Genomic DNA, 22,225 nt, shown 5'->3' with positions numbered 1-22,225 from the left:
TAACCGGTAAATCAGCGACAACAACACCTCGAGATGGTCGCGGCCACCGCTCTGATCATGCAGTGCGCGTACGCGATCGAGGAGACCTCGCTGCGAACCCCGGTCAGCTGCCCGGCGTACGGTGTGGTGGTGATCGCCCGCTGAAGTGCGGAGTAGGTCTCCGGGTCCGGGTGGATCCGGTGCGCGGTCACGTTCAGCATTAGCGCGGTCTGCGGGTCGGTGTCCAGCGCCGCCTCTGCCTTGGCGATCAGCTGCCGGGCGATGGCGACCCGCTGCTGTTCCTGCGCCGCCTGCCGCTCCTGCCGCACCGACCGTACCTGGACCACAGCGATCCCGGCCAGCAGCACCGCGACAGTGAGCAGCCCGCTGAACAGGGCGCGCACCCGACGGCGCTGCCGCCGGCTCCGGGTTACCGCGCGGACTCCGGCGTCTAGGAACCGCGCGGCGGTTCCGGTCAGCGGGTTGTCCCGCCAGCGCGACCTGGCGTTCAGGACAGCGGTCAGCCGCTCCCCCCGGTACAGGTAGGCGGCAGCCTGGCCGCTGGCGTCCCAGTCGAAGGCATCGTCGATCAGCTGGCTGCGCAGCGCGTGGCCGGCCAGGTCGGCCTCCAACCAGCCGCGCAGCCTGGACCAGTTCGTCAGGAGCGCGTCGTGTGCGATTTGCGCGGAGCCGGTGTCGGCCACGATTAGCCGCCGCCCGGCGTACACCTCGAGGACCTCGGCGAGCCCCGGCTCATCGGTCAGCGCCATCGTTCGGCGGGTCAGCCGCCCGTCGGGGGAGACGGCCGTCAGCCGCTGGAACAGCTGCCGGGTCAGCTCCCGCCCGGCCGGGTCGTGGCCGTCGTAGGCCAGCTCCGCGCTGGTCGCCACGGCCCGGTTGACGCCGCCGGTGCGCGTACCCGTGGCTGGTCAGCCGGTCGTTCTGACCCCGGTTGCCACGGCGCTGAACACGTGTTTAGTATAGTAAACGTGTGTTCATCACCTTCGGCGGATCTGACCGCCCAGGCCAAGATCCGTAACGCCGCCATCGCGCACTTCGCCCGCGACGGCTTCCAGAAGACGAACCTGCGCGCCATCGCGGCCACCGCGGGGGTGAGCGCCGCCCTGGTCATCCGGCACTTCGGCAGCAAGGACAACCTGCGGAGCATCTGCGACGAGCACGTCCTGCAGATCCTGGTGAGGAGGGCCCGGACCGCAGCCGACCTGGTCGGCGTGCGGGATCTGTCCCGGGAATATCTGTCGGACTCGGAGGAGTACCGCCTCCATGTGCAGTACATGGTGCGCGCGATCGAGGAGGACTCCTCCGCGGCCACCACGTTCGTCAACACGCTGGTGGAGGAGACCGAGCAGCTCTTCCGGGACGGGATCGCCAGCGGCTCGATGCGCCAGTCCTCCGACGTGCGGGCGCTGGCCGTGCTCACCGTGCTGGTGAGCCTGGCCACGCTGACCATGGCGCCGCCCCTGACCCGCGCGCTCGGCTTCGAGCGGATGGGCCCCGACGTGCTGCGGCGCATCGGGCTGCCCATGCTCGAGATCTACACCCACGGCTTGTACGCCGACGACACCATGCTCAAAGCCGCCCAGGCAGCCTGGGAGGCCCAGCGGGGAGACGATCTCTAGCTCTCTCCTCATCACCACACAAGGACACCCATGATGACTGAGACCGATGCCATCTCCATGGCTGGATTGGTCAAGTCGTTCGGCCCGGCACGGGCACTGAACGGCCTCGACCTCGTCGTACAGACTGGCGAGGTGCACGGCTTCCTCGGGCCCAACGGCGCGGGCAAGAGCACCACGATCCGGATCCTGCTGGGCCTGATGCGCCCCGACGCTGGTACCGCCCGGCTGCTCGGCGGCGATCCCTGGACACAGACCGCTGAGCTGCACCGCCGCCTGGCGTACGTGCCCGGCGACGTCACCCTGTGGCCCGGCCTGTCCGGTGGCGAGGCCATCGACCTGCTCGGCCGGCTGCGCGGCGGCCTCGACCGGCGGCGCCGGGACGAGCTGATCGAACGTTTCGACCTCGACCCGCGCAAGAAGGGCCGCACCTACTCCAAAGGCAACCGGCAGAAGGTCGCCCTGGTCGCCGCGCTGGCCTCCGACGCCGAGCTGCTCATCCTCGACGAACCCACCTCCGGTCTGGACCCGCTGATGGAGGAGGTATTCCGGCAGACGATCCAGGAGGTGCGGCGCGCGGGTGACCGTACGGTGCTGCTGTCCAGCCACATCCTCTCCGAGGTCGAGGCGCTTTGCGACCGGATCACGATCATCCGCGACGGCCGTACCGTCGAGACCGGCACCATGGCCGAGCTGCGGCACCTCACCCGCACCTCCATCGACGCCGAGCTGGCCGCCCCACCGGACGGGCTGGCCGGCCTGCCAGGCGTGCACGGCCTGCGTGCCGACGGCGGCCGGGTACGCTTCAGCGTCGACACCGCCGCGCTGGACCTCGCACTTCGCCACCTCACCCAGGCTGGCGTGCGCAGCCTGGTCAGCCGGCCTCCGACGCTGGAGGAACTGTTCCTGCGGCACTACGACCGCGCGACCGTGAACGTCAAGGGCCGGCACGCGGAGGCGGGACGATGAACGCGTTCGCCGGCACGGGAAAGCTGGTCCGCTTGGTGCTGCGGCGCGATCGTGTGCTGCTGCCGCTGTGGGTGGCCTTCATCTGCATGATCCCGGTGGTGTTCGTCGGCGCGTTCACCGGCGCGTACCCCACGGCCGAGGCCCGCCAGCACTACTACGAGACCAGCGTCCACACCAGGGCCTTCACCATCGCCTACGGCGTGCTGAACGGATCCAGCCTCGGCGAGCTCGTCGCCTGGCGGTCGGGATTCGTCACGTTCATGGTCGCGTTGTTCGCCCTGCTCACGGTCATCCGGCACACGCGTACGGAAGAGGAGGCCGGGCGGCGCGAACTGGTCGGGGCCACAGCGGTGTCCCGCCACGCCGACCTGGCCGCCACCCTGATCGTCACCTGCGGTGCCGCCCTCGTCCTGGGCATAGCCTCGGCGGTGGCGCTGATCGGCCAGGGCCTGCCCGCCGCCGGCTCCCTGGCGCTCGGACTCGGGCTCACGGTGGCCGCCTGCGCGTTCGCCTCGATCGGCGCCGTGACCGCGCAGCTCACGACCGGCGCGGGCGGCGCGCGCGCCATCGGGATCAGCGCGCTTGGCGCCGCGATCCTTCTGCGCGGCGTCGGCGACATCGCCGCGCAGTCCGGTGACGGGCCCGCCTGGGTGTCCTGGCTGACGCCGCTCGGCTGGGCGGAGGCGCTGCGGCCCTACAGCGGAGAACGCTGGTGGGTCCTCGCGCTCGCGGCCGGCGCCGTGCTGGCGCTGATCGTGCTGGCCGTGGCGCTGTCGGAGCGGCGCGACCTCGGCGTCGGCATGTTCCAGGCCCGCCTGGGCCCGGCTGCCGCCGGACCCCACCTGAGCAGCCCGCTGGCGCTGGCCTGGCGGCTGCACCGCGGCCCGCTGATCAGCAGGATCGCGGGGCTCACGCTGGTCGGGTTGGTGATCGGCGCGATGTCGGCGAGCCTCGGCGCGCTGATGGACAACAGCGGTGCCGTGGCGCGAGAGGTACTTGCCCGGCTCGGCGGTCCTGGCACGCTCGTCGACCAGTTCCTCGCTCCCATGATGACCATGCTCGGCCTGGTCAGCGCCTTCTTCGCGATCCAGTCCGCGCTGCTGCTCAGGAACGAAGAGCGCGACGGTCGGGCCGAGCCCTTGCTGGCCACGCCGGTCAACCGGCTGCGCTGGGCGGGCAGCCACGTCGCCTTCGCGCTGCTCGGTCCTGCGCTCGGGGTGGTGGCCTTCGGGGCGGCCGCCGGCCTGACGCACGGCCTCAACACCGGCGACGTCGCCCGTGAGCTGCTCCGCCTCCTGACCGCCGCACTCGTGCAGCTCCCTGTGGTGTGGGTGTTCACCGGGATCGCGTTCGCGCTGTTCGGGCTGCTGCCCCGGCTGGTCGCCGGCACGTTCGCGGTGGCCATGGTGAGCATGCTGTTCGGCTGGGTCGGCGGGGAGTTGCAGCTCGACCGATGGGTCATCAACCTGTCGGTCTTCGAGCACGTACCGAAACTCCCCGGCGGGGTCATGACGCCCACGCCACTGATCGTCATGACCGTCGTCGCGGCGGCCCTCGTCGCGGCCGGCCTGGCCGGCCTTACCCGACGCGACATGCCCACCACCTGAGCTTGGAGGACATCATGGGAGTGACCCTTCCTACCCTGACCCCGCTGCAGGAAACCCTGTGGGTGACGCTGTGTGGCCGAGCACTCGACAGCCGCCTGCCACGCCCCATACTCGGCGACCGCATGGCCTACGAGATCATCCACAAGACCGGCTACGACCACCGCAAACTCCGCTGGAGCGCGGCCTCGGCCATCGACGTCGCCCAGCGCGCCAAGAAACTGGACGAGATCGCGCAGCAGTTCATCGCCCGCCACCCCGACGCGATCGGCATCGACCTGGGGGCCGGCCTCGACACCCGGGCCCTCCGCATCGACCCGCCGCCCACGGCTGACTGGTACGACGTCGACTTCCCCGAAGTCGTGGACGCCCGGCACCGGGTCATCCCCGAGCGGCCGCACACGCACACCATCGGCGCGGACCTGACCGAGCCCGGCTGGCTGGAGGCGCTCCCCGCCGACCGTCCCGCCGTGATCGTCGCCGACGGCGTGCTGCCCTTCCTCTCCCAGGAAGAGATGATCACGCTGCTGGGCCGTCTCACCAGCCACTTCCCCAGCGGGGAGATCGCGTTCAACGTCTACACCCGATTCACCGTCTGGGCCGCGAAACACTACTCCGGCAGCCAATTCCTGGTCCCCCTCTTCAAGTCCCCCGGCTTCGACCGCCTCGACCCCGTACGGTGGAACCCGCGACTGACCCTGATCCGGCACATCCTGCTCACCAGGGAGCCCGAGGTCGAGCAGTTCCCGACGGCCCTGCGCCTGTGGACCCGACTGTCGGCGCTCAGCACGACCTTCTCCAGGCTGGGCACCACGGTCGCGCACTACCGTTTCTGACGATTCCGGCCGGCGACTCACGCCAGGTCCTGCGCCGATGGCCATTGCTCGCGTACCGCGGTGACCGGCATGCGCAACGGGCCTGGCGATGGCCTGGCCATGACGCTCGACCGGGAGGGACAGCCGGTGATCCTCTGGACGGACGACAACGGCTCGTACTTCTCCGACAGCAAATGGTCGCTGATGGTCACCACACTGCGCAATCTCACCCCGCGAACAGGTCACCGCATCATGAATTTGGTCGACAAGGCTCCTTAGCGGCAAGCTAAATTCAAGCGCGGCTGAGGCGACGATGGGTATGGTGGGCCGGTAGAGTACCGTCGTGCTCGGTGCGTGCTCGTATGCCCCGTCACACGCCGTCAGAACCCGGCATTGCCTGACACGCAAAACGCATTGAGGTGGCACGAACCGTCACCCAACGGCCCGGCGCGGCACTAAAAGATCTTGCTTCTAATCCGACGATCACAGGTTCGAATCCTGCAGGGCGCGCCACTCCACCTGCGCCAACCCGCACAGCGATCGCGGCCTGTGGCGGTGTGAGGCAGATGTGAGGCAAAGCTGAGTCACGCGCTTAGCTCCCGCCCCAGCGCGGACGAGGCGGACCGCACCAGCCGGACCGTCTCCCGCGCCGCGTGGTGAGCCACCACCGGCAGCACTGAAACGTAGGTGTTGGCGGTTGGCACGATGCTGGCGTGCCCCAGCATCGCCTGCACCACCTTCAGATCGGTGTGCGCGGCCAGCGCCAGCGTGGCGGCGCCGTGCCGCAGGTCGTGCAGCTGGATGGGCGGCTGTCCTGAGGCGGTCACCAGCCGGCGGAACCGGCCGGTGAGGTAGTCCGGTCGCAGCGGCTCGCCGTCCGCGGTGGTGAACACATATCCCGACTCCCGCCAGCGTGTGCCCGCCCTCGCGCTCAGCTGCTCTTGCCGCTCGCGGTGCCCGGTCAGCACCCGTATGGTCTCCGCGTCCAGGGCCACCACCCGGCAGCTGGCGGCGCTTTTCGGCGGCCCGACCACGACCTGGCCGTCGGCGTGCACTCGCTGCTGCGTCACCGTCAGCTCCGCGGCCTGCAGGTCGACGTTCGTCCAGCGTAGCCCGGCCAGCTCACCGCGGCGCAGCCCGCGCAGAGCGGCCAGCCACCAGGCGGCGTACAGGCGGTCCTGCGCGACGCCGGTCAGGAAGGCTGCGAGTTGTTGTTCGGTCCAGACCCCCACCGCCGGACGTTCTCCCGTGGTTTTGTCCGCGAGAGTTGACCGCGGTTGCTCGCCGTGTGTGACCGCGGTTCAGCTTCGCTGAAGTCGTCGTTCGTGAGTTTTGACCGCATAGCGTGGCTTACGGTGAGACGCTGGATGCGCTTCGTGATGAAGGAGCGTCCCTCATGCCCTCGTCGAAGGTCGATCTGTACGCCGCGATCCGCCGGGATGCCCGTACGGGGATGTCTGGCCGTGTGATCGAGAAGAAGTACCGGGTTGGCCGGCGGACGATCGGCAAGGCCATGGCGTCTGCGTGGCACGAGCCGCGGAAGCAACTGCCGCCCAGGGCGTCGAAGCTGGACCCGTTCAAGCCGGCGATCGATGAGATCCTGAAAGCGGACCTGGACGCGCCGCGCAAGCAGCGGCACACCGTCACGAGGATCTGGCACCGGCTGATGGACGAGCACAGGATGCCGGACGTGTCCTATCCCGTGGTCCGGGCCTACGTCGCCGAGCGCAAGCCGTAGATCCGGTCGGAGGCCGGCCGGGGGCCCGGCCGAGGTGTTCGTGCGGCAGTCGCACCGTCCCGGCGATGAGGCGGAAGTCGACTTCGGCGAGGTCGTGATCCGGCTGGCCGGGCAGGACGTCAAATGCTTCCTGTTCTGCCTGCGGCTGTGGTTCTCCGGCAAGGCGGTCCACCGGGTCTCCCTGTCCGGCGGGCAGAAGGCGCTCTTTGAGGGCCACGAGCACGCGTTCCGCGTCCTGGGGGGAATACCGGTCGGGAAGATCCGCTACGACAACCTCAAGTCCGCGGTCGCGCAGGTGATCGGGTTCAGCCGGTCGAGGGCGGAGACCGATCGGTGGACCGCGTTCCGCTCCCATTGGGGCCTGGACGCCTTCTACTGCCGGCCCGGCATCGAGGGCGCGCACGAGAAAGGCGGGGTGGAAGGGCAGATCGGCTGGTTCCGGCGCAACCATCTTGTCCCCGTCCCGGACGTGCCATCAGTTCAGGCTCTCAACGCGATGATCGACGAGTGGGACGTCGCAGACGAGGCCCGCCGGACCGTTGGGGAGTTTCTGGCGATCGAGCGGCCGCTGCTGGGGCCGTTGCCGCCCGAGCCGTTCGAGACCGGCCGCTGGTTCACTCCGCGTGTCGACCGGTTTGCCCAGGTCACGGTCCGCACCAACAAGTATGCCCAGCCGATGACCGGAGGCGTCCATCCACCGCGACCTGCGTCCACGAGCCTCCGGACCCCGCGAGCCGATCAACGGCATCGACGTGGCGCCCGGTAGCCGGGGCCTCGGCGGCAACAGCGTGATGCAGCCTCCTGTCGATGCACTCTTGAAAAGGAATATCTCCATGGTTGTCAGCCGTAGGGCCTTTGTCGGCGGAGCGCTGCTGATGGCGCTTGCCGCCGCCGGACGGCCGGTCGCGCGGGCGGCGGCCGCGGCCGCTGTGCCCTCACGAGAAGATTGGCGTGCCTTTCATGCCTATCTGAAGGAACTGGCCGCTGCCGGGAAGTTCTCGGGAGCGGTCCTGGTGGCCAAGAACGGCCAGCCGGTACTGAACAACGCCTACGGCATGGCCGACAAGGCTGGGAACGAGGTCAACACGCTGCAGACGCGGTTCTGCATCGGCTCCATGGGCAAGATGATCACCGGCGTCGCCGTCGCCCAGCTCGTCCAGAGAGGCAAGGTCTCCTTCCAGGACACGATCGGCACGTACGTCAAGGGGTTCCCGAACGAGATCGCCGACACGGTAACCGTTCATCACCTCCTCACCCACACCTCGGGCATGGGCGAGGTTCCCGGGAACAACCATGCGCAGACCGACGTCGACGTCCTGATGAAGGAGATCGTCAAACAGCCGCTGACGTCCGAGCCGGGCACGAAGATGCAGTACAGCAATGCCGGCTACATCGTCCTGGGCGCGATCATCGAGCAGGTGGGCAAGCAGGACTACGCCGACTACGTCCGCAAGCACATCCTGACGCCCGCGCGGATGCACGACACCTTCCTCGGCCCCTGGACGCCCGTCAAGGTTAAGCGCATGGCTCATCCCTACGCACTGTTCGACACGAACGGCCAGTGGGTCGGCATGCCGACGATGGACGGCACCACACCGGAGGGCGAGCTACGCGACCTCGGCGACCAGCCCGACGGGGCGTCGCCCGCTGGTGGCGCCATCTCCACCGTGGGCGACATGCTCAAGTTCGCCCAGGCCCTGCAGGGGACACCGGCTGCTCAATGCCAAGCTCACCCGGACCGTCATGGAGGGCAAGGTGCAAGGCCTGAACAAGGACAGCAAGTACGCCTATGGCTTCAGCGACGAGCTGCGCAACGGCGTGCGCGTGGTCGGCCACAACGGCGGCATCCCCGGCTACTGGAGTGAGCTGGACATGTTTCCCACCAAGGGCTACACCATCGTCATCCTCACCAACCAGGACCTCGCCCTCTTCGAGCCACTCAGGAAGGCCAGAACCCTGATAACGGGTTAGCGCCGCCCCCATCACCCTGGCCATCTGGTGGATCACCCACCGCTAAAGGCCCACCCGCCCGGCAGGCTCTCAGCCCTCGACGCGAGAGCCCTGCCGGAGTCGGCGACTTATGAGAACACACCCCACGGTCCCGCACGTTAACGATCAGAAGAGCATCGCTCCGGAGCCGGACGCGGGGTTGTGTCGGCTCGCCGCAGCTTCGGGAGTTCTAGGCCAGGACAGTGGCACTGGCGATGCCAGCCTCGGGCAACGCCACCGCGCCGAGCGGCCGCAGGCCCTTGTCCGGGGCCGAGGAAGCGATCGCGTAGCGGCCCAGGCAGTTGAGGTGGGCGTGGCCCCGCGGGGACAGCCGCCGCTGTGGCCTCGTCGATGTCGGCGACGGCGACGATGGCGCCCTGCCGAGCCAGCTCGATCGCCGCCGCGCGGCCGATGCCGCTTCCGGCGCCCGTCACGAGTCCGATTTTGTCGGCGAAGTTGCTCATGGTGTCCTTTCGGCGCGGTTCCTCGCGCCGGGCGACAGCTGATTCGCCCGGGTGGTCTTGTTCCGAACGTCGTGTCAGCCGAGGGCTAGCTGAGGGGTACGGCGATTCCGCTGCCGTGCTTGTTCGTCTCCGCCTCGTCCAGCAGCAGGGAGGCCAGCGTGGCTCGGGAGATCCGGGGCGGGAGCAGGGGGCGCCGCAGTTCCGCCAAAGGCACGATGCGGCCGGCGGAACTGAGGGGGCCGTCGGTGACGTCCGGGGCGTGGAAGACCGTGGCGCCGGCGGCGAGCGCGATCTGGTCGGCCTCGGCCTTCTCGGCCAGTTCCGAGCCGACGAACATCCGCATCACCCCCGCGTATATCAGCCCGCCCGACCGGCTTGACACGCCCGAGCCCAGTGCGCCGAGCCACACCGTGCGGACGCCGGCCGCCGCGAGCACCCTGGCTCCGGCGACCAGTGCGCCCGGACCGTCACCCTTGGCGATGCCGATGGCGGAGACGGTCACGTCGACGTCGGCCAGGTCGGGGAAGCTCCGCGGGTCGGTGACATCCGCCTTGCGGACCTCGACCTGCCGCGGCGCGGGCACGGCGAACGCGGCCGGCGTCCGGACCAGTCCCACGACGTCGTGCCCCCGCTCCAGCGCTTGACGCACGAGCGTGCCGCCGGTCCGCCCCGACGCTCCCAGTATGGCGATGCGCATGATGATCCATCCCTTGACTGAACAACTGTTGGCGAAATAACTAAACAACTGTTGGTTATTGCTGTCAAGGCGAGACCCGGATGTACGGTGAACCCCTGCTGCTCAATCGTTCAGCCTGGTCAGAAGGGAGCCAAGGTGTCGCCGCAGGAGCAGTCCGCTCCCCGTCGCCGTAATCCGCGCGGGCAGGGACAGGTACTCAAGGCCCAACTCGTGGACGCCGCGGCAAAGCTGCTGTCCACCCTCGACCAGCCGGAGACGCTGACCCTGCGGCAGGTCGCACGCGAGGTCGGGGTGGCACCGGCCAGCATCTACAGCCATTTCCCCGACCTGAGCGCGCTGGTCCAGCACGTGCTGCGACTGCGCTACGCGGAGTTGGCGCGCCTGATGGACCAAGCCGCGCAGTCCGCCCTGAACCCGCTGGCCGACCTCGCCGCCCGGTGCGCCGCCTACGTACGCTGGGGAGTCGACCAGCCCGGCCACTACCGCACCCTTTTCGGCGGGCGCATGCCGGACGACCTGATCCCGGGGTCAGCGCACGGCGCCGGAGCCGAACCACTCGAGGCCGTCACGGCCTCCCTGGCAGCGGCCGCCGAGGGGGGGCACAGGCTGTCCTCGACGGAGCAGCAATGGCAGGCGGGCCTCCTACTCTGGACCGGGCTGCACGGCCTGGTCAGCCTCTACAACGACCACGGAGACCTTCCCTGGCCGCCCCTGGACCACCTAATCGCCGATCTGCTCAGCCTGCACACAGGCCGCCCGGCGGCCGAGATCATGCCCCTCCTGCCTCCCGCAGGGGGATGACCCTGGTTTGTCGAGGCCGGCTGGCGGCCCGCCTGCTGGGCGACGCGAAAAGGTGTCCACTTCACGGGGGCAAGGCTCGACTCGGACTTCATGGTTCCGCGCCTCACCGCGTCCCTGGCGGATACCTCACGTGATCAGGCCGGCGCTGGTCAGCCAGATGTGTTCGCATGTCGCCGACGTCTCTTGGAGCTTCTCGCGGGATTCCTGTGAAGCGTGGTAAAAGGTCCGCTCGATCATCCAGCACAGGGCGCGTGCCATCGCCGAGGCCTGGTCCGGTGCAGCGCCGGCCTGGATGCCGGCGCGTTCCAGGACGGCGGTGATGGCCGCGATGAACAGGTCAGCCGTGTGCTTCCACAGTTCACCGATCTCCGGCACGGTCAACGACAGGTCGATCGCCGTGCGCATGACCGGGCCGTGTTCGTTCCACAGCTCGACCGTGCGCTGCATGGCTGCTGCGATGGCCTGGCGTGGCTCGTCGGTCTGCGCGGTGACCTGGGACCGTTCCCACAGGTGCTCGACGGTCCTGGTCACGAGTGCCGTGACCACTTCTTGCTTGGAGCCGAAGTAGAAGTACAGGGCCCCGCGTGTGATGCCGGCGCCCTGGGCGATGTCGCCGACGGTCATGGCGTCGTAGCCCTTGTGTGCCAGCAGGGCTTCGCAGGTGTCGAGGATGGCCCGCTCCCGGACATCCCCCTTGCGCTCGGTGGTACGACGGCTGCGCGCGGAATGGTGGCCGGGCATCAGAGCTGAGCGCCCTCGGCGAAGTCGGTCGTACGAGAGAGTGTCTCCCACGCGCGGATGTCCTCGTCCACGGCCGTGCGCGCGGCGGTGACCAGCCGCAGCGCGTCCGAGCCCAGGACGAGGTGGGCCGGCGGCTGCTCGACCGTCGTGATGTGCACGACCGCTTCCCCCGCCTTGGCCGGATTGCCCAGCTGGTTCCCGCTGGCCTTCTGTCGCGCTTCGCGGATGGGGGTGAACAACTCGTCGTAGTCGTCGACGGTCCGCGCCGCACGTGCCATGGACCGTCCGGCCCAGTCGGTGCGGAAGGAGCCGGGCTCGATCGCCGTCACATGGATTCCGAACTGCGCGACTTCCTTGCCCAGCGCCTCCAGGATTCCCTCCAGGGCGAACTTGCTGCCGCAGTAGGCGGACATGCCGGGCACGGCCATGAGCCCGCCCATGGAGGTGACGGCCATCAGGTGTCCGCGGCGGCGGCGGCGCATGTGGGGCAGCGCCGCCTGCAGGGTGGCCACCGCCCCGAACACGTTCACCTCGAACTGCCGTCGCACCTCGGCCAGCGGGGTTTCCTCGAAGGTTCCCTCCAGGCCGTAGCCGGCGTTGGCGACGACGACGTCCAGAGGGCCGATGCTCCGCTCGACCTCCGCGACCGCGCCGAAGACGGCGTCACCGTCCGTCACGTCCAGGATACGGCCGTGAGCGTGCCCGGGCCTGAGCTCTTCGAAGGCCCGCAGGTCCTTCTCGGAGCGGACGGTGCCGATGACGGTGTGCCCGGCGGCCAGGGCGGCTTGGCCGAAAGCGCGCCCCAGGCCCGTGCTGACGCCGGTGATGAGCCAGTTCTGCTTCTCCATTGTTCCTCCAGAGAGGTCTCGCGAGGAGCCGGGTCGCCCTTTTCAGTAAAAGTCTACACCGTGTCGATTTTTATCGTTACCGCGTCGATTTTGGCAGCGCTCACGGGATGGAACCCCCAGGCCATCCGCGTGCCGCGCACCGCCCGGATCGGCGCCGTCAAGGCCCAGCAGCCAGGCCGACAACCAGAACCGCACCCCGTCATCACAGGGACACCCAGCGAGGGCCTGAGAGAAGATGCGAGGCCTGACCACCGGCAGGCTGCCACTCGGCTGTCGTCAAACGATCGAATGACGACAGGCGCGACGGGCGTCCAATGAACCCGGACTTTTCGGGGCCTGTTCGCGGCTCGGATCCAATGAGATCCGATGGAGGCTGATGACAGGGTTTGCTGACAGCTAGGGTCGAATGCGACATCGAAACAGGGGAGCGGCATGGCCAGCCTGGTCTACAAGCGGGTGTCGACCGACCAGCGGTCGACCGGCCGTCAAAACCTCGTGCTCGACGAGGCCGGGATCGAGGACCCGATTCTCTTCGAGGAAGAGGCCGGCACCTCCAGCCGCCTCCACCCGCTGCAACGAACGAAGTTCGGCGAGCTGCTCGCCTACGCACGGCCGGGCGACACCGGGCACATCTCCGAGATGTTCCGCCTCGTGCGCGGCACCCAGCACATCCTCGACGTGCTCGACGTCCTCCACACCGGCCGCCTCGCCCTGCGCATCCACGACGGCGCGTTCTCCGCGATGGACCTCACCGCCCGCCACCCGCGCACCGGAGAACTGCTGTCCACCGTGAAGTTCACGGTGCAGCCCTCGCCGCAGCCGGCGAACTCCAGCGCGAGCTGACGTACGACGGGCTGCGGGCCGCCGAGGCGAAGGGCAACAAGGGCGGCCGACGCCCAGTCGTCACGGCAGCGAAGGCCGCCGCCGTACGCGCCGCGTACCTGGACGGCCAGTTCATCGCCAGCCTTGCCCGCGAACACGACGTCAGCCGCGGTGCCATCCGCACGGCCGTTGCCGACCTCATGCCTGAACACACCGCCGTCCACCAGGACGTCCCGGCCTCGGAGCTGGCGGTCGCCCTCGACATGCCGGGAAAGGTCGCCGACTTCCTACTCGCGGCCGAACTAGAGCCTGTTTCAGAAGTCGGGTGAGGAGTCTCGGCTGAGGGCTGCGTGTGCTCGAGATGCCTGAGCGGTCCAGGTGGTGACGTCGGACGCGATGCGGCTTGGGTCGGTCGCGATGTCGAGGCGGTGATACCGACGAAGGGGGTCGCGGTATTCAACCTCGTAGGTGCCATCGTCGAGGCGGGCGACTGAGGCGAACCAGGTGGGGTCGTCTTCGTCTGGTTCGACGATGACGAAGGTGTTGTCGGGCAGGGTGAGCTCAGTGATCATCTCGTAGAGGGCGTCCTCAGACGGCTCCACGATGAGTTCGCCGCCCTCGTTTTCCGCCTTCAGTCGGATGTACTCGCGCCCCACCATCGGCCCCTTTCCAGACGTACAGGCCACCGTTGGACAGATTGTGCAGGATCCCAGCCGTGGCCCTGGTCACAACCACTCGTTGATGCAGGCGATATGCACGGTCGCTTCGTAGCGGACGGCCAGCTTGTCGTACCGCGTGGCCACGGCGCGGTTGCGCTTGAGCCGGTTGATCGCGCACTCGACGGCGTGGCGCTCGCGGTAGTCGACCTTGTCGAAGGCGGGAGGTCGGCCGCCGCGTGATCCACGTGCGCGGCGGTGAGCCGCCTGATCCTTCTTTTCAGGGATGGTGCATCTGATACCACGCCGGCGCAGCCGAGCGAGCCGCCGATGTCGGCGCGGACTCGATCGGGGCGAGTACGGGGACGACCGCCGCCCGGACGCGGCACCCGAAACTGGGATGATCTGCTCAGATTCGTGCGGCAGATCGATCCGTACGAACGGTTGCTGTCGATACACAATGGAAACCGAATGTGGGAGAAGGGAAATATCTACGATTTCAGCAAGCCGTGGATAAGCCATCAGAGCATCCAGCATTGGGACACCGCCTTGACCACGGAATGGCTGGACAAGGTCGGCAAGCCCGCGGTGCTCGATGAGATCTCCTACGAGGGCGACCTGGGCAGGCGTTGGGGCAACATTCCCGGCCAGGAGCTGGTGCGCCGATTCTGGGAGTGTGCCACCCGAGGCGGTTATCCCGGGCATGGTGAGTCATACGTCAATAACGGCGACCGGGCGTGGTTAAGCAGGGGTGGCACCCTCTACTGAGAAAGCCCGTCCCGCATCGGTTTCCTGCGCACCATCATGGAGTCCGTCACCGACAAGCAGACGCTGCGCTACTTGGGGCGCCGTCAACCCGCTACGGTCTCGCTGGACCTGCCGTCACGACCTCATCATGTCGAGGTGATTGACACGTGGAACATGACGATCACCCCGATCAGTGGCGTGTTCGAGGGCAGTGTTAGGATCGAGCTTCCAGGGTGGCCGTACCTCGCGCTGCGAATAACGGAACAGGAAAACTGACTCACCGCCTTCCCGCTGAAGCCGATCCATATAAGATGGCATCTTCATGCCAAACAGTTGGAGAAGGTGGATGTCATTGCCTCGGGACGAAGCTGCGGACTCGACCATTCGTCACTGGGAGCCTCTGGATGAAACGTCCTCACGGGGACCGTCCGGATACTTGCGTATTCTGACTCGACGTTATGTGCTTCCGGACGGGCGCACCAGTAGCTGGGACCTGATCGACGGTGGGCAGAGCATCGCTGTTCTCGCGCTGACCGATGACGGGCAAGTGGTCCTGGTGCGGCAGTTCCGTCCTGGACCGAGTGCGATTCTCGACGAGATGCCCGGTGGTCACGTGGAGCCGGGCGACACTCTGGCCGAGGCCGCTCGCAAGGAATTGCTGGAAGAGACCGGATATGCCGGGGAGATCCAGATCATCAGCAGCACATGGCTCTCGGCGTCGGCGACGACGAGGCGACACGTGGCAGTGGCCAGGAACTGCCGGCGGGTCGGGAGCCCGGCACCTGTCGGTGACGAATTCTGCGAACCGGTCCTGGTCTCATTGGCACGTTTCCGCCAATCCCTGCGCGAGGGTTCGATGACGGACGTCGATCTCGGATATCTGGCGCTCGATCATCTGAATCTGCTCTGAACGGACGGGCTGACTATAGGAAAGAAAGACTCCATAACCTGATGTCCTGCGAGGACGGCCGGCAATTTCACAGGGTCAGCCTCTGGACGACCATATCGCCGACGCATTTCTGGGTCCGAAGGAGTCGCACGATTCGACGCAGCAACTCGGGCCTGATGGCACGCCACCGCCCGGGAACCCGAGCTCAGCCGACGTGTCGCCCGGTCCGCGGCGGCAAACGTCCGGCCCGTGGCAGACGGTAGTCTGCTGGCGCATACCAACGGCGTCATTGTTGCCGTCGGCGGTATTTTCGTAACCACCTCACAGAGATTTGGCAAGTACTCAATCGCGCGCAATATCGCCCCAAGGTCATAAGCTTTGTCCAGGTCAACCCTGATCGACTGAAGGATTTCAATAACACTATCGCCAAAAGATGAAGACCGAGGCGGTCAAATATTTCCGCGAAGAGTCGGGCTGTCCCAGCCGGAAATGGTATAATTATTCTCCCAGTCAAACGAGCCTGCGCATCGGCCTGAGGTCTTCTTGACCTATCACTTCGGTGTTCGGCGAATATTCCCTCGGGGATGGCCATGAACGGCTTTGATCTCGATGAGTTTGTGAGCCTGGAAGAACTCATCCGGCGAACTCGGGAGATCCTTTGGAAGATGCCCTCTGCGCGACGATTCATTCAGGCGCTCGAAGCGGAGGCCGCGCAAGACGGCGAAACCTACGTCAGCATGTTCGAATATCTGCTCGAGGTCGTTGCCGAAGTGTTTATGCCAGCCGTGGAGGAGGACGATGACAAGGACGTGATCAGGTCCTTCCTCGGCATCTGCGAAGAGCTTCTCAGCATGAACAGCAGCCTCCTCAGGGAAAGTGTTGACGATCTCGTGGCAAAGCTGCTCATTCGAGATTATCCTCATCTTATTTCTCAGAGCGGCCTGCAGCTGCAGAAACTTATCGCCACTCATTGAGGCGGTTGAAAGCTTCAACAATTCGACCATCTGCATCAGTGGGGCTTTTGTACCCCGCTGGCGGCGGGTTGCTGGTCACAGCGTGATCGCGAGCCTGGTATTCGCCTGACGATGTAAGAAACCCCTGGTAGATGGATTGATCACCACAACCAGACCCGTCACAACCAGGGGCCTCGGATGCTTTTCTATCGTGCCGCCGTCGATTTGTCGCCTCGGACGCTGAACTACGCCGCCGGGGTGATCCGTCGGCACCGTAAGGCGATCGGGTCGGTCTGGGGGCTGCTGAACCCGGGCCAGCAGGCGCGGCTGGTGCTGGTCCACCTGCGCAAGAGCGAGACATTCGCCGAACTCGGGGCCAGGTTCGGAGTATCGGCGGCGACCGCCTGGCGGTATGTGGAGGAAACCGTGAGCTGCTGTCTGCCCGCTCGCCCAAGCTCGGCCAGCGCTGCGCAAGGCGAAGCGGGATGGTGCACTACCCGGTGCTGGACGGCACGCTGATCCGCACTGATCGGATCGCCGCCGACCGTCCGTACTTCTCCGGCAAGCACCGCGTGCACGGCATGAACGTCCAGGTCATCGCCTCCCCGAACGGGACGATCCCGTGGACCTCCGGAGCGTTGCCCGGCAAGGCGCACGACCCGAGCGCCGCCCGCATCTGGGGCATCCTGCGCGCGCTGCAGGAGGCGGGGAACATCACCCTGGCAGACAAGGCCTATCAAGGAGCCGAAAGTCCGATCGTCACCCCGTACAAGGGCGACCCTGCTGGCTAACTCGCGGCGCGCGTGGTGTGGTCGGTGATCTGGCTGGTGTTTGGATTGATCATGAAGGGGCGGCCGTCGTCCCCTCATCCCGGCTCCCGCAGCTCGACGAGGCGCTAACAACTAACACGACGTCCTCGCCATAGCACGGGCAACGACTATCTGGACGGCATGCCAATCCCCGGCGGTTTCGGTTACGCCGCGCGGGTGCCCGTCATGGAATGGCTCAGCCAGGACGCGCAGGTGCGGCACGTGTCGTGGAACCTCACAGGTGGGAGATTTCTGGAGTACGTGGCCAACAGGTGGTGGCTTGCCATAATCCCGGAACTGGATCCGCATGCGCTGCACGGCGCCGACCCTCCCGCACTGCAGGATGCGGCGGCAGCGTTGGAAGGAGTGGCCGCCGCTCGGTGGCCGGCGCAAGCGGCAGCCGTCATGGCGTCATCGAGGCGCGTACCGGAGCACGCCTGCCAGGCGACTGGTTCGACGAACCCCGTCAGGTGGCCGCGGCACGCTGGTGTAGGCATCGATCCGGTCCACTCGCCTTCCGCCCCGGCGCCGCATCTCCGCCTGGCTGCGTGCGCAGCGGCACTCTGGGTCGGGCCGCGTCCCGCCGCGACCTCAACTGCGCGTGCGGTTCAGCATGACCAGCCCGGCGATGAACGATCCGAGCAGGACCGGTGACAGGACCGCGAGGGCGCCCCACACAACGAGGCCGAGATAGCCGAGCGCGGACGAATTGTGCGTCGGGTCGGCATCAGCGGCCGCGAACAGCCCCAGGCCGAGGACGACACCGGCCACCGTGAGCGCGATCGGCGTCCACAGGAGCACCCGGGCCCACACACGGTACGTCCGACTGTAGACACGCCGGGCCGCCGGCACATTCGGCCGCGGGGGATACCCGACGGATTCGCTCATGCCCCATTTGTACCAGCCGTGTAGGTCCCGCACCGCCAGGGCCGGCCGTGGCGGCGCGGGGATCGTCAGTGAGTCGTCATGGAGTACAGGTAGACGTTCGGCGTGCATCCGTACTCGCCCAGTTCCCCCAAGATGCGGTCGAAGTCGGTGAACCGGAAGGACGCGGCGCCGTCGGGCCGCATCGCGACGACGCGGTCGCGCCGAAAACACCGCGCCGACCGCGACGACGAGCTCAGCGCCCTCGCCGGGCCTGCACCACGTCGAACAGAGGGTGTATCTGCTCCGGTGGATGACCCCAAGCTGGTCAGGTGCGGGCCCAGACGTAACGACTTGCCGCTGGCCATCCGTTCTGAGCTTCTAACGGCTTCCGCAGTTGCCCGCGGGTGGTGGTCAGACAAGCGGCGCGGCTGCGTACCGAGCCGGATCCGATCACGGCAAACGATGGCCATGTGGGTACCCGTTGTCCAAACGGTTTTGGCCTTTCAGGTCGGCAGGCGCAGTGCGCCAGGCCAGGCGGTGAGGGCACCTTCTCCTTCCTGCGGATCCGTTCGCCGCCGCGGTATCTACCGGCGGCCTGGTGCTACGGTTGGCTCTCTAATGCGCACATAAGGGGACGTATGTTCGGCATTGTCCGCCCGTGTCGGCACGTCATGTGCAAAGGGCTCTACGCGGACTGGATGGGTCACCTGTGCGGGCTCTGCCTGGCGCTCCGCGACGAGCACGGACACCTGTCGCGCCTGGTGACCAACTACGACGGCCTGCTCGTGTCCGTCCTCACCGAGGCCCAGTCGCCCACGTCCACGTCGCGCCGGAGGGCTGGCCCGTGTGCGCTACGCGGCTTCAAGGGCGCCGACGTAGTGGAGTCCGAGGGGGTACGGCTGGCGGCCTCGGTGTCGCTGCTCCTGGCGGCCGGCAAGGTGAGCGACCACGTGGCGGACGGGGACGGCGTGTACGCCCGCCGCCCGGTGGCCGCCGGCGCCACCCGCCTGGCGGGCCGCTGGTCCTCGGCCGGCACTGCCATGGCCGGCACGCTGGGGTTCGACCCGACCCCGCTGACGGCGGCGGCCGACCGCCAGACCCTCCTGGAACGCGCCCCCGCCCAGGCGCCCCCGGGGAGCAGCGCGGCGCCCAGGTTACGAGAGCTGACGGGGCCCACCGAGGACGCCGTCGCCGCCGCGTTCGCGCACACCGCAGTGCTCGCGGGGAAGCCGCACAACCGGGAGGCCCTGGAGGCGGCCGGTCGCGGATTCGGGAAGCTGGCACACCTGATCGACGCGGTGGAGGACCTGGCCGACGACCGGGAGTCCGGGGCGTACAACCCGCTGGCCGCCACCGGCACCGGCCTGGACGAGGCGCGCCGCCACTGCGACGCCGCGCACGCCGAGCTGCGCGCCGCCGTGGACGAGCTGGACCTGCCCCGACCTGGCCTGACGCGCGCCCTGCTGGTGCGGGAGACCGGCAGCGCCGTCTCCCGAGCCTTCGCCACCGCCGGAACCCACGGCACCGGCCACCCGCCCGGACACGCGCCCGGCGATCCCGGCGCGCCGCCGGGAGGACGGCCGCCGAAGCAGGATCCCGGCGGGCTGCTGTCGCTGGCGTGCGCCGCACTGACCTGCTGCACGTGCGGCCTGTACCGGCCCGCCTGGGACGAGGACCGCGAGGGCTCCTTCTGCGAGCGCTTCGACTGCTCCGGCTACGACTGCTGCGGCAACTGCGGCAACTGCTGCTCCTGCTGCTCGGGCGAGGACGGCTGCGGCTGCGACGGCTGCGACTGCGGCTGCAACTGACCGCCGCGGAGTCAACGTAGGCAGGGTCTGGGCGATGAGCCGGGTGGCCGATGCTGAAGCGTCCGGTCAGGATTGCGACCCCCGGAGCGTGCCGTCAGATCCCAGCACCGGCGGTCAGCCGTGCTCGGTGCGTGCTCGTACGCCCCGTCACGTGTCGTCCTTCTAATCCGACGGTCGCAGGTTCGAATCCTGCAGGGCGCGCTTCTCTACCTGCGGAGACTCCAGCCGCGCCCGCCTGCTGCGGCGGCATGGGGCAAATGTGAAGCAAAGCTGAGTCAGCCGCCCAGCGGCCGCCCCAGCGCGGACGCGGCTTTCAGCACCAGCCGGGCCGTTTCCCGGGCGGCTTCGTGGGCCACCTCAGGCAGCACCGAGACATAGGTGTCGGCGGTCAGCACGATGCTGGCATGCCCCAGCATCGCCTGCACCACCTTCAGATCGGTGCGCGCGGCCAGCGCCAGCGTGGCGACGCTCTTCGGCGGCGCGACCACGACCTGGCCGTCGGCGTGCACTCGCTGCTGCGTCACCGTCAGCTCCGCGGCCTGCAGGTCGACGTCCGTCCAGCGTAGCCCGGCCAGCTCACCGCGGCGCAGCCCGCGCAGAGCGGCCCGGCCACCAGGCGGCGTACAGGCGGTCCTGCACGACGCCGGTCAGAAACGCTGCGAGCTGTTGTTCGGTCCAGACCGCCACGGCCGGACGTTCTCCCGTTTGCTGCCGCCGGGCGGTCCGCCCGGCGGTCCAGACGACTGGATGCGGCCGGCGGGGATGGGGAGTTCGGCTCCGTTGGCCGGGTTGATGGGGATCAGTCGGGCGCGGACCGCGGCGTTCAGCGCGGTCCGCAGGGTGGCGTGGATCCGCACCACGGTCGTGGGTGACAGCTGGCGCCCGGTCGGTGAGGGACGGGACGCGAGCGTCGCGAGCAGTACGTTGACGTCGCGGGGGGTGAGTTGGTGGAGCAGGATCCGTCCCAGCTGTGGGATGAGGTGGAGACGGATGTGCGTGGCGTAGCCTTGCCGGGTCGACGGACGCAGGGCGTCCTTGGTGGCCGGCCAGCGTGCCAGCCACTGCCCGATGGTGCATCCGGCCCCTGCTCCGTCGTGGTCGGCAGCGGCCAGGGCACGGCCTGCCGCCTGCGCTTCCTCGGGGTCGGCGTAACCACCCTGGCGGACGCGCTGCCGCTGCCCGTCCAGGCCACGTACCTGGACCGCGAAATACCAGCTGCCGTGATCGTCATCTACCGGCAGACGCGGACACGTGACGCCTCGCTGACGTCCTGTTTCCGCATCCACGCAGCCGCATCGCCTACTGACCCCACACGAGTCTTTGCCATCTGTCCCACCTCCACCCTTCACGGTGTGCGACGACAGACGCGCCAGCTAGGGCTCGCACTCGATCGGGGACCTCAGGTCAGGTATTCGGGGAATGGGGAGAAGCTCATTTTCGATTGCTGTCCGGGTTTCCGGGTGAGGCCGGGCCGGCCGCAACCGGATCAGTCGTTGTTTCCGACGCAATAGATCTCGACGTTCTCGGGTTGCCCGGCGAATCATCGCGTGGACGTCTTTCCATCACCTGGCACCTCGACTCCGGGGGAGCAGCGCCTTCTCGGCCTCCAGCGACGGAGAGTCGGCAGCTGAGTCGGCAGGGCCCGGGTACGTTCGATGAGATGTTCCACCTGCTGGACGGTGTCGGTCTGCCGCCCGAAGGCATCGTGCTCCATGCGGATGAGACGCTGGCTACCGCGCACGAACTGCTCGCGCGAGGAGCCGCTGCCGAGGCGCTCGCCGTGCTGGAGGAGGCGATCGTGATGGTGCGGTGGGCCCGTCGCGCCGTCTTGCTCAAGCTGGTCGACGGCGCCCGGTTCGCATCGTTCGACTTCGACGGCTATCTCGCGGAGCTGCACTGCCGCCGGGCGAGGGTGCGCCTCGCGGACGATGAACTGGACGCCGCCCACTCCGACCTGTCCACCGCCTGTCTACTCGTTCCCCGGCATGAGCTGGCCGGGCCGCTCCTCGTGGAGGTCTACGAGCGGATGGGGCGGATCGAGCCGGCGATTTCCCGGCTGCGCCGTATGTACCGTGCCGACTTCAGACTGGGGCTGGCGATGTTGTCGCTGGTTGCGAACGCGCATGCAAGCGCTGTCTCGGCGGCCACGGTCGCGTCGGCGTTCGCCGCGTTGCGCGAGCGCGATCCCGAGGGGCTGCCGCCGCCCTCGGCCGGTGCCAGGAGACCACTTATGATGACGCCCCGCCGGAGCCTGCGGCACTGGAGGCCGCCTTCCAACAGGCGGCCCAGGCACGCCTGGACGCTGGCCATGAGGGGGCGTCCGCGCTTCTGCTGCCGTCTCTGGCCTGGACGCCGCACGCGTCAGTGTCCGCGTCGATCATGAAGGGGCGTC

The 22,225-nt window shown here is 68.1% G+C and carries 25 protein-coding genes and 3 pseudogenes; 17 read left to right on the top strand and 11 right to left on the bottom strand.

Going from position 1 to position 22,225, the window contains the following annotated elements:
- Window positions 1–11 precede the first annotated feature (11 nt).
- Window positions 12–881, bottom strand: a pseudogene (locus tag H4W80_RS24475) (nSTAND1 domain-containing NTPase); the annotation flags it as partial.
- 87 nt (window positions 882–968) lie between these two features.
- On the opposite strand from H4W80_RS24475, the gene H4W80_RS24470 reads away from it, so the two are divergent.
- Genes H4W80_RS24470 through H4W80_RS24450 form a run of 5 tightly spaced genes read left to right on the top strand, consistent with a single transcriptional unit; the run spans window position 969 to window position 5,283 of the window.
- Window positions 969–1,619, top strand: coding sequence for a TetR/AcrR family transcriptional regulator (locus tag H4W80_RS24470; protein WP_192787238.1), 651 nt, complete (start codon window positions 969–971; stop codon window positions 1,617–1,619).
- Between the two features lie 30 nt (window positions 1,620–1,649).
- On the top strand, window positions 1,650–2,585 hold the full coding sequence (locus H4W80_RS24465) for an ABC transporter ATP-binding protein (RefSeq protein WP_192787237.1): 936 nt from the start codon (window positions 1,650–1,652) through the stop codon (window positions 2,583–2,585).
- Window positions 2,582–4,192: an ABC transporter permease gene (locus tag H4W80_RS24460; RefSeq protein ID WP_192787236.1), complete on the top strand. Its 1,611-nt coding sequence runs from the start codon at window positions 2,582–2,584 to the stop codon at window positions 4,190–4,192. Before H4W80_RS24465 ends, H4W80_RS24460 begins: the two co-directional genes overlap by 4 nt.
- A 14-nt stretch (window positions 4,193–4,206) precedes the next feature.
- Window positions 4,207–5,025: a class I SAM-dependent methyltransferase gene (locus tag H4W80_RS24455; protein WP_192787235.1), complete on the top strand. Its 819-nt coding sequence runs from the start codon at window positions 4,207–4,209 to the stop codon at window positions 5,023–5,025.
- A gap of 60 nt (window positions 5,026–5,085) precedes the next feature.
- Window positions 5,086–5,283: a hypothetical protein gene (locus H4W80_RS24450; RefSeq protein WP_192787234.1), complete on the top strand. Its 198-nt coding sequence runs from the start codon at window positions 5,086–5,088 to the stop codon at window positions 5,281–5,283.
- 305 nt (window positions 5,284–5,588) lie between these two features.
- Here the strand turns inward: H4W80_RS24450 and H4W80_RS24445 are convergent, their stop codons facing one another.
- The gene (locus H4W80_RS24445) at window positions 5,589–6,236 is read right to left on the bottom strand and encodes a site-specific integrase (protein WP_192787233.1); all 648 of its coding nucleotides are present in this window, start codon (window positions 6,234–6,236) and stop codon (window positions 5,589–5,591) included.
- A 164-nt stretch (window positions 6,237–6,400) separates the two neighbouring features.
- On the opposite strand from H4W80_RS24445, the gene H4W80_RS61015 reads away from it, so the two are divergent.
- The 3 genes from H4W80_RS61015 (at window position 6,401) to H4W80_RS24435 (ending at window position 8,607) form a co-directional block, all read left to right on the top strand.
- Window positions 6,401–6,742 carry a hypothetical protein gene (locus H4W80_RS61015; RefSeq protein ID WP_225963638.1) on the top strand — a complete coding sequence of 114 codons (342 nt, stop codon included), beginning with the start codon at window positions 6,401–6,403 and terminating at the stop codon, window positions 6,740–6,742.
- A gap of 40 nt (window positions 6,743–6,782) precedes the next feature.
- The gene (locus H4W80_RS24440; RefSeq protein WP_225963637.1) at window positions 6,783–7,508 is read left to right on the top strand and encodes a hypothetical protein; all 726 of its coding nucleotides are present in this window, start codon (window positions 6,783–6,785) and stop codon (window positions 7,506–7,508) included.
- Between the two features lie 67 nt (window positions 7,509–7,575).
- Window positions 7,576–8,607 carry a serine hydrolase domain-containing protein gene (locus H4W80_RS24435; protein WP_192787232.1) on the top strand — a complete coding sequence of 344 codons (1,032 nt, stop codon included), beginning with the start codon at window positions 7,576–7,578 and terminating at the stop codon, window positions 8,605–8,607.
- 243 nt (window positions 8,608–8,850) lie between these two features.
- Here H4W80_RS24435 and H4W80_RS63745 read toward each other — a convergent pair whose 3' ends face one another.
- A complete protein-coding gene (locus tag H4W80_RS63745) occupies window positions 8,851–9,195 on the bottom strand; it encodes an SDR family NAD(P)-dependent oxidoreductase (RefSeq protein ID WP_318787035.1) in 345 nt (114 codons plus the stop codon).
- 85 nt (window positions 9,196–9,280) lie between these two features.
- Window positions 9,281–9,892: an NAD(P)-dependent oxidoreductase gene (locus tag H4W80_RS24425; protein WP_192787231.1), complete on the bottom strand. Its 612-nt coding sequence runs from the start codon at window positions 9,890–9,892 to the stop codon at window positions 9,281–9,283.
- A gap of 135 nt (window positions 9,893–10,027) precedes the next feature.
- Between H4W80_RS24425 and H4W80_RS24420 the strand changes: the two genes are divergently transcribed.
- Entirely contained in the window at window positions 10,028–10,693 is a 666-nt protein-coding gene (locus tag H4W80_RS24420) for a TetR/AcrR family transcriptional regulator (protein ID WP_318787034.1), read from the top strand.
- A gap of 126 nt (window positions 10,694–10,819) precedes the next feature.
- Here H4W80_RS24420 and H4W80_RS24415 read toward each other — a convergent pair whose 3' ends face one another.
- Window positions 10,820–11,434, bottom strand: a complete 615-nt coding sequence (locus H4W80_RS24415; protein WP_192787229.1) for a TetR/AcrR family transcriptional regulator — start codon at window positions 11,432–11,434, stop codon at window positions 10,820–10,822.
- Window positions 11,434–12,282 (bottom strand): oxidoreductase, encoded by an 849-nt coding sequence (locus H4W80_RS24410; RefSeq protein WP_192787228.1) that lies wholly within the window; start codon window positions 12,280–12,282, stop codon window positions 11,434–11,436. Before H4W80_RS24410 ends, H4W80_RS24415 begins: the two co-directional genes overlap by 1 nt.
- Window positions 12,283–12,714: 432 nt before the next feature.
- On the opposite strand from H4W80_RS24410, the gene H4W80_RS61010 reads away from it, so the two are divergent.
- Window positions 12,715–13,125, top strand: coding sequence for a recombinase family protein (locus tag H4W80_RS61010; protein ID WP_225963635.1), 411 nt, complete (start codon window positions 12,715–12,717; stop codon window positions 13,123–13,125).
- Window positions 13,126–13,418: 293 nt separating this feature from the next.
- Here the strand turns inward: H4W80_RS61010 and H4W80_RS24400 are convergent, their stop codons facing one another.
- Window positions 13,419–13,763: a hypothetical protein gene (locus H4W80_RS24400; RefSeq protein ID WP_192787227.1), complete on the bottom strand. Its 345-nt coding sequence runs from the start codon at window positions 13,761–13,763 to the stop codon at window positions 13,419–13,421.
- 66 nt (window positions 13,764–13,829) lie between these two features.
- A pseudogene (locus H4W80_RS24395) lies at window positions 13,830–14,158 on the bottom strand (IS5/IS1182 family transposase); the annotation flags it as partial.
- A 73-nt stretch (window positions 14,159–14,231) separates the two neighbouring features.
- On the opposite strand from H4W80_RS24395, the gene H4W80_RS24390 reads away from it, so the two are divergent.
- The 5 genes and pseudogenes from H4W80_RS24390 to H4W80_RS61005 form a co-directional block, all read left to right on the top strand.
- Window positions 14,232–14,528 carry a hypothetical protein gene (locus tag H4W80_RS24390; RefSeq protein WP_192787226.1) on the top strand — a complete coding sequence of 99 codons (297 nt, stop codon included), beginning with the start codon at window positions 14,232–14,234 and terminating at the stop codon, window positions 14,526–14,528.
- A 36-nt stretch (window positions 14,529–14,564) separates the two neighbouring features.
- Window positions 14,565–14,783 (top strand): DUF5605 domain-containing protein, encoded by a 219-nt coding sequence (locus tag H4W80_RS24385; RefSeq protein WP_192787225.1) that lies wholly within the window; start codon window positions 14,565–14,567, stop codon window positions 14,781–14,783.
- Window positions 14,784–14,943: 160 nt separating this feature from the next.
- The gene (locus H4W80_RS24380) at window positions 14,944–15,417 is read left to right on the top strand and encodes an NUDIX hydrolase (RefSeq protein ID WP_192787224.1); all 474 of its coding nucleotides are present in this window, start codon (window positions 14,944–14,946) and stop codon (window positions 15,415–15,417) included.
- Window positions 15,418–15,980: 563 nt separating this feature from the next.
- On the top strand, window positions 15,981–16,370 hold the full coding sequence (locus H4W80_RS24375) for a hypothetical protein (RefSeq protein ID WP_192787223.1): 390 nt from the start codon (window positions 15,981–15,983) through the stop codon (window positions 16,368–16,370).
- A 177-nt stretch (window positions 16,371–16,547) separates the two neighbouring features.
- Window positions 16,548–17,125, top strand: a pseudogene (locus H4W80_RS61005) (transposase family protein); the annotation flags it as partial.
- A 624-nt stretch (window positions 17,126–17,749) separates the two neighbouring features.
- On the opposite strand, the gene H4W80_RS24360 reads toward H4W80_RS61005, so the two are convergent.
- Window positions 17,750–18,046, bottom strand: a complete 297-nt coding sequence (locus H4W80_RS24360; protein WP_192787220.1) for a hypothetical protein — start codon at window positions 18,044–18,046, stop codon at window positions 17,750–17,752.
- A gap of 617 nt (window positions 18,047–18,663) precedes the next feature.
- Here H4W80_RS24360 and H4W80_RS24355 point away from each other — a divergent pair.
- A complete protein-coding gene (locus tag H4W80_RS24355; RefSeq protein ID WP_192787219.1) occupies window positions 18,664–19,833 on the top strand; it encodes a DUF5685 family protein in 1,170 nt (389 codons plus the stop codon).
- A gap of 275 nt (window positions 19,834–20,108) precedes the next feature.
- Here H4W80_RS24355 and H4W80_RS24350 read toward each other — a convergent pair whose 3' ends face one another.
- Both H4W80_RS24350 and H4W80_RS61000 read right to left on the bottom strand, forming a co-directional pair.
- Entirely contained in the window at window positions 20,109–20,357 is a 249-nt protein-coding gene (locus H4W80_RS24350; RefSeq protein WP_192787218.1) for a site-specific integrase, read from the bottom strand.
- A 123-nt stretch (window positions 20,358–20,480) separates the two neighbouring features.
- Window positions 20,481–21,119, bottom strand: coding sequence for a tyrosine-type recombinase/integrase (locus H4W80_RS61000; RefSeq protein ID WP_192787217.1), 639 nt, complete (start codon window positions 21,117–21,119; stop codon window positions 20,481–20,483).
- A gap of 374 nt (window positions 21,120–21,493) precedes the next feature.
- Here H4W80_RS61000 and H4W80_RS24340 point away from each other — a divergent pair, with 374 nt between their 5' ends.
- Window positions 21,494–22,216, top strand: coding sequence for a tetratricopeptide repeat protein (locus tag H4W80_RS24340; protein ID WP_192787216.1), 723 nt, complete (start codon window positions 21,494–21,496; stop codon window positions 22,214–22,216).
- Window positions 22,217–22,225: the final 9 nt, after the last annotated feature.

The sequence above is a fragment of the Nonomuraea angiospora genome (assembly GCF_014873145.1).
In the GTDB taxonomy this organism is placed as follows: domain Bacteria; phylum Actinomycetota; class Actinomycetes; order Streptosporangiales; family Streptosporangiaceae; genus Nonomuraea; species Nonomuraea angiospora.
This window is presented reverse-complemented; position numbering and strand designations above follow the sequence as displayed.